The organism is Marinitoga sp. 1155 (assembly GCF_001021175.1).
Taxonomy (GTDB): Bacteria; Thermotogota; Thermotogae; order Petrotogales; family Petrotogaceae; genus Marinitoga.
Genome location: NZ_AZAX01000028.1, coordinates 1 through 15,187 on the forward strand (window position 1 = coordinate 1; position 15,187 = coordinate 15,187).

The following is a 15,187-nucleotide window of genomic DNA, read 5'->3' on the forward strand; positions in this document are numbered from 1 at the left end:
GCATTATCTGATCAATAAGATAATTAATAGCTTTTTCTATATTTATAGCCACATAATCACCTCAAAGATTTCAAATATTTATTATATTAAAATTCCAATTATCTAATAATAATTCTACCACCTTTTAATTTAAATTTTTATAACGCATAAAATATTTACTATTTTTTTACAATTATTAATATATCATCTGATATATTAATAAAATAACTTATGAAATCATTACTACAGGAAATGCTAAAAAATCATTTACACAAAATCTTACATGTTACCAAAATTTTTTTAATTTTTAAATCGAAAAAATTTATGCTCATTAATTAAATTTAGAAAGAAATTTTTGAGGTAGTGTTATCATAGCATAATATTTAAATAAAAATCTTGGCTAACCTGGTATTGGTTAGCCAAGATTTTTATTTACATGTTTTTATATACTTTACAAATATTGGATTTTATCTTGTGATAATCTATTATATTTTAAAACTGTACATGTACTGGTGTAAAAAATTGATAAACAAATTAATTAAAAAACTCTTGCTGGTCTATTATAATTGTTCTAACACATTTACACATCTAGGACATGCATCTGGATATTTTTCGTTTTTACCAACTTCTGGATGTATTTTCCAACATCTCTCACATTTTTTTCCTTCTGCCTTTACAACTTTTACTTTTGAATATTCCCCTTCAAATCCTTCATCAACAGTTCCTAATTCAAATTGAGATGTAATAAATAAATCAGCTATAAAATATGGGTCATATTCATTTAATATTTCCTTTAATTCAGAGGATTTTGGTTCAACTATTATTTTAGCATCTAAGGGATGACCGATAAATTTTTCTCTTCTTTTTTCTTCTAAAGCTTTTGTAACGTCTTCTCTTAACTGGAATATTTTGTTCCATTTTTCTTCAAGTTTTTTGTCTATATAATTCATATTTACTTCAGGCCATTTTTCAAGTTGTACAGTTTCATATTTTTTTGTTGGTAAATAAGAGTATATTTCTTCGGTTGTAAATGCAAGCAATGGAACCATCAATTTTGTCAATACAACTAATGCTTCATACATAACTGTTTGTGCGGATCTTCTTAATTTTGATTTTGGCAATTCTGTATATATTCTATCTTTTATAATGTCAAGATAAATTGAACTCATCTCAACTGTACAGAATTTATTAATCAAATGATGTACCCTGAAGAATTCATAATTTTCATAAGCTTCTGTAACTTTTTCAATAAGTTGGTGAATCTTCATCATAGCCCATTTATCAAGTTCTTCCATTTTTTCATATGGAACAGAATCGCTTTGTGGATCAAAATCCGATGTATTTCCTAATAAGAATCTTATAGTATTTCTATATTTTCTATATACTTCGGTTTGTTGTTTTAATATATCAAATGATACCCTTATATCTCCTCTATAATCACTTGAAGCAACCCATAATCTTAATATATCAGCGCCATATTTTTCAATTACGTCAAATGGACTTATTACATTTCCTAATGATTTAGACATTTTCCTTCCATCTTTATCTTTAATAAATCCATGTGTTAATACTGTTTCATATGGAGCTATTCCGTTTTTAGCAACAGATAAAAATAAGGAACTCTGGAACCAACCTCTGTGTTGATCTGTGCCTTCTAAATATAAATCTACAGGATATTTATTTAAATCCTTTCGTACATTAACAACAGCATCCCACGAGGAACCTGAATCTATCCATACATCCAGAATATCTTCTTCTTTTTTAAAGTGAGTTCCACCACATTTTTTACATTTATAACCTTCTGGCAAAAAGTCTTTGACATCTCTTTCATACCAAGCATTTGTACCCTCTTTTTCAACTATTTCAATAACTTTATCCATAACAATAGGATCTATATAGGTTTCACCACAATCCTCACAGTATAATGCAGGGATAGGAATTCCCCAGGCTCTTTGCCTTGAGATACACCAATCTGGTCTGTCCTGTACCATTGCTGTTATTCTATTTTCACCCCAGTCAGGAATCCATTTGACTTTTTTAATTTCATCTAAAGCTTTTTCTCTCAAATTATTTTTATCAACAGAAATAAACCATTGCTCTGTTGCCCTAAATATAACTGGATTTTTACATCTCCAGCAATGAGGATAAGAATGCCTTATGTCTGTTTGAGCTATTAGATGTCCGGATTCCCTTAAATCATTTATTATAATTTTATTTGCTTTCCATATATGTAATCCTTTATATTTTCCTGCTTCATCTGTAAATATTCCTTTGTGATTTACAGGAGACAATACAGGTAATTTATATTTTAACCCTGTTTGATAGTCTTCTGCACCATGACCTGGGGCAGTATGAACACAACCAGTACCATCTTCAAGTGTTACGTAATCAGCTAATACTATTAGTGATTCTCTATTCATGAATGGATGTTTCGCTTTTTTGTATTCTAAATCTTTTCCTTTAAATTCCTCTAAGATTTCATAATCTTTAACACCTGCAATATTCAGTAGATTTTCCATAAGACCTTTTGCTAAAATCCATTTTTCATTTCCTACCTGTACTTTTACATAATCAAAATCTGGATGCAATGCTATTGCTACATTTGCAGGCAATGTCCATGGAGTTGTTGTCCATATAACAACATATGTATTTGGTTCATCTTCTAACTCGAATTTAACATATATAGAGTGTGATGTGTGATCATGATATTCTATTTCAGCTTCAGCTAATGCTGTTTCACAACTCGGGCACCAATATATAGGTTTTTTATTTCTAAAAACATTACCGTCTTCTACCATTTTTTTGAGGATTTCCAAAACTTTTGCTTCATATTCAGGTTTTAATGTAACATAAGGGTTTTCCCAATCTCCTCTTATACCAAGTCTTTTAAATTCTTCCTTTTGTATATTTACAAAATTTAAAGCATAATCTTCACATAATTTCCTTATTTCGAGTTTTGACATTGTTTTTGCTTTTTCACCTAAATCGGTTGTAACTTTATGTTCTATTGGCAATCCATGTGTATCCCATCCTGGAACATATGGTGCATTATATCCTTTCATAGTTTTATACTTTATTATAATATCTTTTAAAACCTTATTTAAAGCGTGCCCAATATGAATATGGCCATTCGCATATGGAGGACCATCATGCAAAATATATGTAGGAGCATTTTCTCTTTCTTTTCTAATATAGTGTTCAAGATTCATTTTTTCCCATTTTTTAAGTGTTTCCGGTTCTTTTGTTTTTAAATTCGCTTTCATTTTAAAACTCGTTTTTGGCAAATTTAATGTATCTTTATAATCCAATGTAAAGCACCTCCACTATAATTGTAAAAGTCTATTTATTGTGTCTTTGAATTCTGTTAAATCCAATGATTTTACCACATAAGCATCTGCGGCCCACGATGCCATATCGCTTTTATAATGACTATATGCTGTCATTAATACTATTTTTTTATCGGGATACTTTTTTCTTATTTCTGCAGCTAATTCTAATCCATTCATTTCAGGCATTTCTATATCAAGCGAAATAATGTCAAAATTCTGATCTTTAGATAATATTTCCAATGCTTTTTTAGCACAATTGGCATCGGTTACTTCATAACCCATATCCTCTAGTTCTTCCTTTAAAAGTAGCCTAATATTATCTTCATCATCGACAATCAATATTCTTGCCATATATAACCCCTCCCAAAAATTAATTTAACGGTAATTCAAAACGGAAAATGGTTGATTGTTCATCTGATTTTACTAAATAAAGTTTACCTTTATGTTCTTCTTCTATTATTTTTTTACAAATAGGTAATCCCAAGCCTGTTCCCTGTACTTTGGTTGTAAAAAAAGGTGAAAAAATTTTATTTTGCTCATCTTGTGGAATTGGAGAACCGTTGTTTTCTATTTGAAAAAAAACAAAATCATTTTCTATACCGGTTTTAATATGAATATAATTTTTTTCATTTGTAGCTTCAATAGCATTTTTAATTAAATTTATTAATACCTGTTTAATTCGGCTTCTATCACATTTTACCTCTATTTTATCAAACATTTTTTCAAATTGCAACTCTAAATTTTTTTGGTAAAAAAAATCTTGATACATAAGCAATATATCATCTATCATTTTATTTATATTTACTATTTCAAATGTTGGTATTTTACTTCCTCTGCTAAATTCTAAAATTTCTGAAACAATACTTTCTAAATGTGATAATTCGTCCATAATAATTTGTGAATATTGTTTTATTTTTTCAGGTTGGTCCAATTTTTTCATCATTCTGTTGACAAAACCGCCTATTATAGTAAGTGGATTTTTTATTTCGTGAGCAACTCGTGCAGTCATTTCACCTATTGCAGCTAATTTTTCTCTTCTTGCAATTTCTTTTTCCATTTTATAATTTTCAGTTACATCATCAAATGTAACAATGACCCCTTCTATTACATCAAGATCTCTATTCCATAATGGAGCTAATTGAATGTCAAACACTCTTTCGTTATTACCGTGATTAATAATATATTTTGGCATTTTCATCTCTTCACGTGTAAAAAATACACTTTCAATAGAATTTATAACATCTACGCCAAGTTTTTCTTTTAATATTTCTGTGCTTTCACCCACAATTTGTTCTCTAGTTTTGTCAAAAAATAATTCTGCTTTTTTATTCCATTCTAATATTTTTCCTTTTCTATCTATTACTATAACTGCAAGAGCTAGATTTTGTAAAATGTTTTCATTAAATCTTCTATAAAAATCTATTAAATTTTTTTGCTCTTCAAGAGATTTTGTTTTCTCTTTTAATTCACCATAATTTTCAATAGTTTCAATAGATAATCCTATACTATCCTGAAATAATCTCAATATCTCAATATCGACTGCTGTTATTTCTTTTCCTGTAAATTTATTATCAGCAATTACTATTCCCTTTGTTTCCCATTTTCCGGTGATGGGGATTATTACAAATTCTTCATATTTTATAATTTCATGTAAATATCGTAATTCATCATTTTTTAGTTTTATCATTTGAGGAACAACATGTATTATGTGTTTTTTTGTAACGGCTCTTTCCAAAATAGTCTGACCTTTATAAACTATAAGTTTATTTTTAACAGTTTGTGTCAGTTTGTTATTAGAGGGTAATTGTATAGCTTCTTCTCTTAAATACTGAACAATATCTCCATATTTCAAAGCTCTTTTATTAGCTTCTTTCCATATTGCATTAACATCCTCATCATCAGATGGACCAACCCATATTTTCGGAACCAGAACACCTTTTAATCTATCTCTTTCCAAATATAACGCTCTGTTAAATTTCAATCCTCTAACGCTTGTAAGCCCCATTAACATTATTTTAATTGCATTATTTTTATCAAATGTGGATCTAACTGCCTGACTTATTTTATGCAATGAATTCAATTTATCAAGGTGTTCTCTCTGTACTTTAATTAAATTTTCGTGATTTTTTTTCAAAGTAATTAATTTTTCTATTTCATCCTTTAATTTATCATACAAATATATTCTACTGAGAGCCAATCCAAGTCTTCTGGTAATATTTCTTAATGATGATAAATCAAAGGTATCAAAATGTTTATACGGTCTAAACCCAAATCCTTCCTCTCTATTATAAACGCTAATTACACCATAATCTATATTATCTATTATTATTGGAGCATATAATGCGGATAACACTTCTGTTTTTAAAGGGATGTAAAAATTTTCAAATCTACTTTTTCCCACAACCAGAAAAGGATTTCTGTTTTTTTTGCATAACCCCTCAAGTGAATGAAAATCATCCAATATATTTTTTATTATGTCATCATCAGAAAAGCCTGAAAATTCTTTTAAAATTAATTTATTTCCTTCAGTTTTCCAGAATAATACTCCTTGTGCATGTAACATATTTTTTATTGTATCTAAAATTTTTTTTACTAATTTGTTTTCATCTAATATGTTTTCAAATAGGTCTGTAATTTTTTCGATATATTCTAATCTATTTCTAGTCTCTTCTAGAACAAGGAATTCCATGGTTAATTTCAGAATAATACCATAACTTTCTGCTTCATCATAGAATTTTTTTATTTCATTTTCATTTAATTCTTTTGATACAGCAAACACACCTATTAAAGAATTATTCAAAACAATGGGAATTAGATATAAGCTTTCTATATTTAGACATTGTAATTCTTCAAATTTTTCTATTGTAATTGTAGCGATTTTTTTGTTAAGTAAGTTTTCATATAATCCTTTATTATCTGAAAAATAAATTTTAAATTTTTCAACAACGTCACAATTTTTTGAAACTCCAAATAATTTGATTAAATTCCTTGGAGGTTCATGAATAAATATATAAATATCTGTTTTAAATTTTTGAGATAAAGTTTCTGCTGTATCATTCAATACAGCTTTTAATAAATTTGAAGGATTTTCATTTGAAAAATTTTTTAATAATTCATTTATCATTTAATCACTCTCCAAATATTATATTATTTAAGTATTTTAAATAAATCTTTTATCATATGCTCAACATGTGTTCCTCTCCAATATACTTTTTTACAATGTTTGCAGTATTTAAAATTATTTATGGTTAAATATACATAATCTGGAATAAATTCTCTGTAGATTTCTTTTTCCACTTGAATAAGTTTAGAATTACAAATTATACATCTTGAAAACATTTTTGAAATATCTATTTTTAACTTTAGTTTTTTTACTAAAAATCTTAATTGTGATTTCCAATTATCAGATTTTATGAATAAGATATTATATTTATTGTATAATGATTCATAAAATTTTGTGCTTTTAGTTAAAACTATATAATCACCATTCTTGGAAACTATTTTTTCCAGTTCATCATATGTAATATTATTATAATATATTGTATTAAATCCTAAAATTCTCAGCTTTTTAGCTAATTTTCCCAATGGCATATCAAGAATAAAATTTTCATTCATAAGAATATTATACTATAAAAATCTTAAATTTTTAACAATAATACCAATAAATTAAAATTATTTTGATATAATTAGGTGGATTTTATTTGAAGGAGGCAACCGAATTGAAAATAGAAATGATAAAAGAACTTTTACTTATTACAATTGGCACATTTATTAATGCAATAGGATGGACTTTGTTTTTAATACCCTGGAAAATTGTTGGTGGGGGTTTAAGTGGAGTCGGTACTATGATATACTATATTACAGGTATCCCGGTTGGCATTAGTTATTTATTAATGAATATTGTTCTTCTTTATATTGCAATGAAAATTATTGGTAAATCATTTGGATTTAAAACAACATATGGAATTTTAAGTTCATCACTATTTATTACAATTTTACAAAATTATTTCCATTCTCCAATTATATACGATCAATTTTTATCTACTGTAATTGGTGGAATATTATTGGGTAGTGGAGTAGGCATAGTATTTCTTGCTGGTGGAACCACAGGTGGAACAGAAATAATAGTTATGATTATTAACAAATTTAGAAATATCAGCCCTGGAAGAACTATGTTTTTATTTGATATAATAATTATTGGAAGCTCTATTTTTATTTTTGGTTCTTTTGAAAAAATCATTTATGGTTATGTAACGATGGCAATAGCAGGTTATGCTACTGATCTTGTATTAGAAGGAAAAAAGTCTTCTGTTCAATTGTTTATTTTTTCAGAATTTTATGGCTATATAGCAGATGAAATCACAGAAACTCTTGGAAGGGGAGTTACCGTAATCCAGGGAACAGGTTGGTATACAAAGGAAAATAAGAATATTATATTGACTATAATAAAAAGAAAAGAATTACCTATAGTATTAAAAATTATAAAAAAATATGATAAAAATGCATTTATTTCAATGTCTTCTGCTGCAGGTGTTTTTGGTCAGGGATTTGAACAATTAAGGATATAAGATTTTTTGTTAAAATGTAATAATTTTTTATATAATGAAAATTATAGTATAATAGAGGAGGAAGAAATATGTATGGTTTTGTTGTTATAAAATACAGTGAAATAGGTACCAAAGGGAAAAATAGAAAGATATTTGAAAGTAAATTAATGAACAATATCGTTCTTCAGTTAAATCATAGCGTAAAAGTAAAAAAAATTTATGGCCGAATTATAGTATTCCCAAAAGATAATATAAAAATAGACAAAAAAATGCTATATTCTTTAAAAAAGGTATTCGGAATTAAATCCATTTCGCCTGCTATTGAGGTCGAAAAGGACTATAATGATATCAAAAATAAAATTATATGGTTATTAAAAGAGAATCATGTGGAAAGTGGAACGTTTAAAATAGATGCAAGACGAACCGATAAGTCTTTCCCTATTAGAAGTTTTGATTTAAATAAAAAATTAGGAGAAGATATACTTAATGAGTTTAATAAGCTAACAGTTGATGTTCATAAACCTGAATATTTAATTAAAGTTGAAATAAGACAGGAACTTTCGTTTGTATATTTTGAAAATATCGAATGTTTTGCCGGATATCCAGTTGGTGCAGGTGGAAAAGCAAGTATTATGTTATCTGGTGGAATTGATAGTCCTGTTGCTGCATGGACTATGATGAAGAGAGGATTAAAATTAAATGCTATATCATTTTATAGTCCACCAAGTAATGGGGAAAAAACAATTTTTAAATTATTGGAGTTAAGTAAAAAATTAAGTGAATTCTATCCATTTAATTTTTATCATTATATAATACCGTTTACTGAAGTACAAATGGCTATAAAAAAATTGAAAAAAGATAGTTATTCTTTGATAATGCAAAGAAGATCTATGTTGAGAATAGCTTCAAAACTTGCATGGCATACGGGAAGTGCTGCATTGATCACAGGTGAAAATTTAGGACAGGTAGCATCGCAAACACTGGAAAATATGATTACTATATCTGAAGCTACAGATATGCTGATTTTGAGACCGTTAATAGGATATGAAAAACTTGATATTGTTAGAAAGTCTAAAGAAATAGGTACTTATGATATTTCAATTCTTCCTTATAAAGATAGTTGTGTTGCGTTTTTACCTAAGAGTCCTGCAACCAAATCATTTGTGGATAAAATAAAGTTAATGGAAAATAAAATTGAAGATATAAAAACTTTAGAGTTGAATGCATTAAATAATAGTCTTGTTTATATTATAAAAAATGGTAGTATTATTGATAATTATGTTTTTTCAGAAAAAGAGGGATTAAATAATGAGTAAATTTGTATTATTATTAAAACAGATAATATTAACCATATGGTTTTATATAGGTTTTTTTGGATATGTTGTTATATATGGATCATTAGTCTTATTAATTTCGAAAATAGTTAAAATAATATCAGGTGAAAAAAAAGCTGATGTTTTTTTAAGAAAGGTAGTTTCGAAATTTGGTGAGAGATCCTTTAAATTAATGGGAATAAATGTTATTGTAAAAAGTGATTATGATTTAAACAAGTTAGAAGATGAACCTTATATTATTGTGGCCAATCATCAAAGTCTGCTTGATATACCTTTGATTATTGGCTATGTGCATCCAGTAGGATTTATTGCAAAAAAAGAACTGGAGAAAGCACCTATAATTTCATCTTATATAAAAGCTTTAGGATCAGTTTTTATTGATAGGAAAAATCCATCTCAAGCTGCAAAAGCACTTAGAGAATTAAAGAAAAAATTGAATAATGGAAATAAATTAGCGCTTTTTCCAGAAGGCACGCGAACCTTAGATGGAAAAGTCAAACCATTTAAGAAAGGATCTTTAATGATACCATATCGATATGGAATTAAAATTATTCCAGTATCTATTGATGGGACATATCAAATAATAAAAAAAGGAGACTATTTTCTAACTCCACATGAGATAAAAGTGAGGATCTTTGAACCGATTAATCCAAAAAATTTTGAAAATGAAGAGTCTTTGAGAGATTATATATATCAATTGTTATCAAAAGAAGTAAATTAAATTATTTTTTTCTGTTTAAAGGAAGTGGTTTTATGTTTAAGAAAGTGGACGTTATAACTATGGGGTTGGATAAGGTTTCAAATTCTCCAGTTGTGTTTTTAAGAATAGAACATACGCACATAGGTATTCCTATCTGGATCGGAGCCTGTGAAGCGACTTATCTGGCATTGGCTATAAACAATCAGGAAACTCCAAGGCCGTTAACACATGATCTTCTATTAAATATTTTAGAAAAAGAAAATTATTTTTTAAAAAAAATTGAAATAACTGATATGAAAAATGATATCTATTATTCAACAATTTATTTAGAAAAAGATGAAGATATTATTACTTTTGATTCAAGACCATCTGATGCTATAATTTTAGCTGTAAAAAATCAAATTCCAATATATGTAAGAGATAAAGTTGTTATGGATAATGGAATAGATCTTTCTTTTATACCAATTGATGATCAATATAATGAAGATTCTGAAATCAAAAGAAAAGAATTCAAAGATTTTCTTGAAAATTTTGACATTGATACAATAAAGAAACATTTTTTTGATGAAGGGAATGAAGATAATGAAAATAAATGATTTTAAGGAATTTTTTGATAGAAAATCAAAACGATTTTTTATATTTTTAGATATAGACGATATAATAAAAAAACCTCTTGAATATTCTTTCTTTTCTGGTGGGAAAAGATTACGTCCATGGATAATTTACAATATTGGTCGATATTATAATGTGGATGAAGAAAAACTTCTAAAAATAGGTTTTATAATTGAAATTATTCATACAGCTTCATTAATCCATGATGATTTACCTGCAATAGATAATAGCGAATATCGTCGTGGAAATAAAACAAATCATAAAAAATTTAGTGAATGGCAAGCTATTTTGACAGGAGATCTTGGTTTTATTTTACCATTTAAATTATTTTCTGATTTTGATATTAATGAGTCTTATTTATTAAATAGTTTTTTTTCAGAAACACTGTTAAATCTTATTGAAGGTGAAGCATTAGATGTGGCCTTTGAGAAAAAGTTGCTTAATCCTTCAAAAGATGATATAAAAAAAATGTATGTAAAAAAAACTTCTTCTTTATTTGAATTTTCTTTTGCGTGTATTCCACTGATACTCAATAAAAATGATGATTTTAAGTTATTAAAAATTGCTGGAGAAAATTTTGGGGTATCTTTTCAAATATATGATGATATAAAGGATAAATTTGGAAATTTTGAAGAAGTTGGCAAGGACTTGAATAATGATATAAATAAAATTACCTTTTTAAATATTTTTTCTGTTATGGAAGCAAAAAAATATGCTGATAGTTTATTTAAAGAAACATTGTCTATACTTTCAGAATTAAAAATTTTCAAATTCATCGAATATTTAGAAGAAATAAAATCTATTATTGAAAGGAAATAGATATGGCAAAAAAGAAAAAAGAAAAAAAAGAAAAAATCGAGAAAAAAAGAAAAATAGACTTTAGAAAGATTTTTGGTGGATTAAAAAATATTAACTTTAAAAAGTTGATAAATAATCTGTTATATAACATTAAAAACTTCAAGCATCTTGAAAGAAAAAAAAAGATAAAAATGCTTGGAGGTTTTTTGCTTATTATTTTAATATTTATAGGTTCTTTTTTAATAATACCACGTTTTGCTACAAGGAAATTAAAAATAGAAAGAAATGCAAAATCAGCTTCCATATCAAATTTATTTTTATATGTTCCACCAGATGCTTTTCAATATAAAAAAACATTTACAATAAGACCTTTAAAAGAAAATTCTGCTGAATATCAAAATCTAAAAACTATGGGCAATTTTTATGGACCTATTTATACAATAATTCCTGATGATAATAAAGAAGAATCTTCATTAAAACCAATAAAAATAAAATATCGTATTCCCATGGATCTTTATTATGGTGATTCATTCAATAATTTTTCTATAATGTATGCATCGGATGACGATCCTCCTATTATAAAAAAATTATCTGGTTGTGAAATTTTTAAAGATGAATCATTGGGTACATATGTGGTTCAGGCTAATACATTCCATTTTTCTAAATTCGGATTGTATGTTGATCCTGCACCAAAAGAAGTTTCCTTTGGTTTAAAAACTTTAATTGAAAAACCGCCATCTCTAGAGCCTGATCTTTTATTGGTGCCAGGTGTAGATAACAATTTTTTGGGGTTCGTACCAAATACACAGTCTATAAATAATATATATGGTGAAAATGTCTGGAGTTTGTATTTTCCTAACAGAACTATATGGTATTATAAATATCCATTATTGGAAACAAAACCTAAGAGTTATATGGACGCTTTTTTTGGTTATTTTATCAGAACTGGTTCAAATAGTTATCTTGAATTTGAAGCAGAAAGATTTGCACTTGAGTTAAAAACAAAACAAAATAAACAATTTGACATAATTACACAGGGGATAGGAAGTTTGATTGTGCGTTATGCTTTAGAAAAACATCCTGAAATAAAAAATGTTAGAACTATTAGTATGTTCTCACCGCCAAATAAGGGAATAAATACAGTAAATCCCATTTATTTTAATATAATTTATAAAAAAAGTCCAGAAATTATAGAGTTGACTTATGGATTAAATAAAGAAGAATATAATTCTTTATTTTTGAATATTTCTTCTAAAATGGATCTTATTTCTGCGTATTACAAAGAACTTTTGCCAGACTCTGATTTTATAAAAAAAATAAATACTTTACCCAGAAGAAAGGATATAAAATATTATATTTATACTGGAACCATTCCTGATATAAATATTCATATAAAAAATACAAAATTAGCAACGTTTTATCCAGAATTCATAAATGGTTATGGTGATGGTCTTGTGACTATTGAAAGTGCTAAATTGGATGGAGCTAAATTTTATACATTTGAAATACCATATAACAAACTATTTTCTGATAATGATGTTCTGAAAATATTACAAAAAAATTTATCGCTTGGAATACAAAAAGTAGCTGTTCCAGAAATAAAGGATGACAGTTTTCCTGAAACCAAAAAAGCAATTGAAGAAACAAAAGTGAAAGAAAAATTAAAAAAAGAAGAAATTTCTAAAATCTTTGAAAAACCTCAAAATTATGAAAATATTAAACTGTTGAATTTTTCAGAACAATTATTATATTTGGAAAATATAATATATGGTAAAATATACAATTTGAATGGAAATATATTGATAGCATCAAATAAAGGTGTATTTGATACTGATGGAAATAATATTTTAAATAAAAATGTTCTCGGAAGTCTTGAGTATAAAAATAGATTGTATATAACGACTAATGATGGAATATATGCTATTGATAATAGTTCTTATGAATTTATAAAGATAAGAAATATTGATTTTAATATACATGATAATGTTTTTTATTTACCAGAGATAAGAAAATATATATATGTTGATTATAGTAATGGATTAGCCAAAATTTATGAAAATAATAATCTTATAGCTGATAAAGTGATATTTAATTCTTTAAAAGTTTTAAATAATAATTTTTACTTGGTATTGGGAGATAAAATATTAAAAAGGACAAAAGACAAATGGGAAACAGTTATAACCAAAAATGGAATTAAAAATATAATAAATACCGATTTTGGTTATTTTACAGATTATTATTCCCAATCATATTATATATATTTATTAACTTCTGATTATAAATTAATAGTTTATAATACAAAGAATCATAAAGTTCAAATACTTGGTAATACTGATGTTGGCAAATTCAAATTGATTGAAAATAATAATAGATTATGGATTTTTGACAGAAATTATGTGACGTATATTGATTTGGAAAATAAAATTTTTCCTGGAAAATACCAATCAATTTCAGATTATAATATAATAGATGTAGCTACTTATAAAAAAGATTCTTTTTTACTTTTGATAAAAAAAGATAGGGGATTTGAATTATGGATAACAGATTACTAAAAAAGCTTTTTTTCATTCTGTTTTTATTTACAACATTAATAAGTTTTTCTCAAACCTTTTTAGATAAAGCTGAAGTATATTATTTTAATGGTAAAAGCGCTTTTCAAACTGGAAATTATAAAAGCGCAGAGCTTTTTTTTGAAACAGCATTAAAATTTTCTGCTGAAATAGAAATAAAGTATCCTGATATAAGATATATGTTAGGGTGGACAAAATTTTATTTAAGAAAATATGACGAAGCAAAGAAATATTTAAAGTATTATACTGACGATCCAAAGGTTTCTCTTGCATTAAAAAGTATTGAGGCTGGAAATATTCGTGAAGATTTGCATTTTAAATCTTTGAAATTAGATTCTACTGTACAATCGACAGAATCAACGTCTAATAATAATTTAAAAATAGGAGTTATTTATTACATTATTGTAGCTTTTGTTATATTGCTAATTGTGATAATAATGGGATTTTTGATTTACTTTTTTGTTTTTAGAAAATATTCATTTGTTACAAGTCAACCTATAAAAGGAAATATTGATGATATTGTTAGAATTGAAGAACCCAGTGAAGAAGAACCTTCTATTCCGGTAGAAGAAATATTGGAAGTAAAAATTGACGAATTAGAAGAGTTATGGGATGAATATGAAAAAATGAAAAAGAAAATGGATATTGAAGATGATGAAAATAATGAGAATTTTGAACAAATTAACCAAAGAGAAACTTTACAAGCAATTGAAACAAATCTCGAAGAAATAAATGTTGATGAATTGTTAGATGAAGCTTCAACTGAAGATATTAATATAGATATAGAAGATGTATTGGAAGAGGAAGAAGTTCATAAAACTGTTAAAGGTGAAATGAACGAATCTGAAAATACTAAGGACGAAACAATTTCTGAGGAGATAGAAAATGAAGAGATAAAAGAGGTTAATGATAATATTGAAATTGAAAACAATGTAGAGGATGAAAATATCGAATCATTTATTCAAAAAGAAAAAATGACAAGCCTGGATGAAATTGAAACAATTAAACCAAATATTGATGTTATCACTAAATATAATAAAATAATGTCTGAACCTGAAGGAAGCATAATTGTATCTAATATTAAAGGTTTAGGAAGTTTAGATAAAATAGACGAGGAAGTTAAAAAGAAAGGAGGATTATTTTCAAAAGGAGATTTGCACAATATTTTCAAAGAAATTTTTGCGGAGAAAAACAGAGATTCTTTAATGATAGAATGATGGAGCGGGCGACGGGACTCGAACCCGCGACCCTCAGCTTGGGAAGCTGATGCTCTACCAACTGAGCTACACCCGCATTCACAATAAAGTATTATACCATT

11 protein-coding genes and 1 tRNA gene are annotated in these 15,187 nt (G+C 26.7%); 7 read left to right on the top strand and 5 right to left on the bottom strand.

Translation table 11 applies throughout. The annotated features are described in order from the left end of the window. Positions 1–539: 539 nt before the first annotated feature. The 4 genes from ileS to X274_RS08415 are packed head-to-tail and all read right to left on the bottom strand — an operon-like array spanning position 540 to position 6,923. Positions 540–3,287, bottom strand: coding sequence for an isoleucine--tRNA ligase (ileS, locus tag X274_RS08400; protein ID WP_047266389.1), 2,748 nt, complete (start codon positions 3,285–3,287; stop codon positions 540–542). A gap of 15 nt (positions 3,288–3,302) precedes the next feature. Continuing rightward, positions 3,303–3,659: a response regulator gene (locus tag X274_RS08405; RefSeq protein ID WP_047266390.1), complete on the bottom strand. Its 357-nt coding sequence runs from the start codon at positions 3,657–3,659 to the stop codon at positions 3,303–3,305. A 19-nt stretch (positions 3,660–3,678) separates the two neighbouring features. Continuing rightward, positions 3,679–6,432, bottom strand: a complete 2,754-nt coding sequence (locus tag X274_RS08410) for an ATP-binding protein (protein ID WP_052913261.1) — start codon at positions 6,430–6,432, stop codon at positions 3,679–3,681. A 23-nt stretch (positions 6,433–6,455) separates the two neighbouring features. Further along, positions 6,456–6,923 carry a Mut7-C RNAse domain-containing protein gene (locus X274_RS08415; protein WP_047266391.1) on the bottom strand — a complete coding sequence of 156 codons (468 nt, stop codon included), beginning with the start codon at positions 6,921–6,923 and terminating at the stop codon, positions 6,456–6,458. Between the two features lie 104 nt (positions 6,924–7,027). On the opposite strand from X274_RS08415, the gene X274_RS08420 reads away from it, so the two are divergent. From X274_RS08420 to X274_RS08450, 7 genes are all read left to right on the top strand, one after another. Continuing rightward, entirely contained in the window at positions 7,028–7,876 is an 849-nt protein-coding gene (locus X274_RS08420; protein WP_156166180.1) for a YitT family protein, read from the top strand. A gap of 68 nt (positions 7,877–7,944) precedes the next feature. Further along, positions 7,945–9,171 carry a tRNA uracil 4-sulfurtransferase ThiI gene (gene thiI, locus X274_RS08425; RefSeq protein WP_047266392.1) on the top strand — a complete coding sequence of 409 codons (1,227 nt, stop codon included), beginning with the start codon at positions 7,945–7,947 and terminating at the stop codon, positions 9,169–9,171. Continuing rightward, complete coding sequence (locus X274_RS08430; protein WP_047266393.1) at positions 9,164–9,910, top strand: lysophospholipid acyltransferase family protein; 747 nt, start codon at positions 9,164–9,166, stop codon at positions 9,908–9,910. Before thiI ends, X274_RS08430 begins: the two co-directional genes overlap by 8 nt. Positions 9,911–9,942: 32 nt before the next feature. After that, positions 9,943–10,485, top strand: coding sequence for a bifunctional nuclease family protein (locus tag X274_RS08435; protein ID WP_047266394.1), 543 nt, complete (start codon positions 9,943–9,945; stop codon positions 10,483–10,485). Continuing rightward, positions 10,454–11,320, top strand: a complete 867-nt coding sequence (locus X274_RS08440) for a polyprenyl synthetase family protein (protein WP_084822707.1) — start codon at positions 10,454–10,456, stop codon at positions 11,318–11,320. The genes X274_RS08435 and X274_RS08440 overlap by 32 nt, the downstream gene beginning before the upstream one ends. 2 nt (positions 11,321–11,322) lie before the next feature. Beyond that, on the top strand, positions 11,323–13,851 hold the full coding sequence (locus X274_RS08445) for a hypothetical protein (protein WP_047266395.1): 2,529 nt from the start codon (positions 11,323–11,325) through the stop codon (positions 13,849–13,851). Beyond that, positions 13,833–15,086, top strand: coding sequence for a hypothetical protein (locus X274_RS08450; protein WP_047266396.1), 1,254 nt, complete (start codon positions 13,833–13,835; stop codon positions 15,084–15,086). Before X274_RS08445 ends, X274_RS08450 begins: the two co-directional genes overlap by 19 nt. On the opposite strand, the gene X274_RS08455 is transcribed toward X274_RS08450, so the two are convergent. Next, positions 15,087–15,162: transfer RNA gene (locus X274_RS08455), tRNA-Gly, on the bottom strand. Positions 15,163–15,187: the final 25 nt, after the last annotated feature.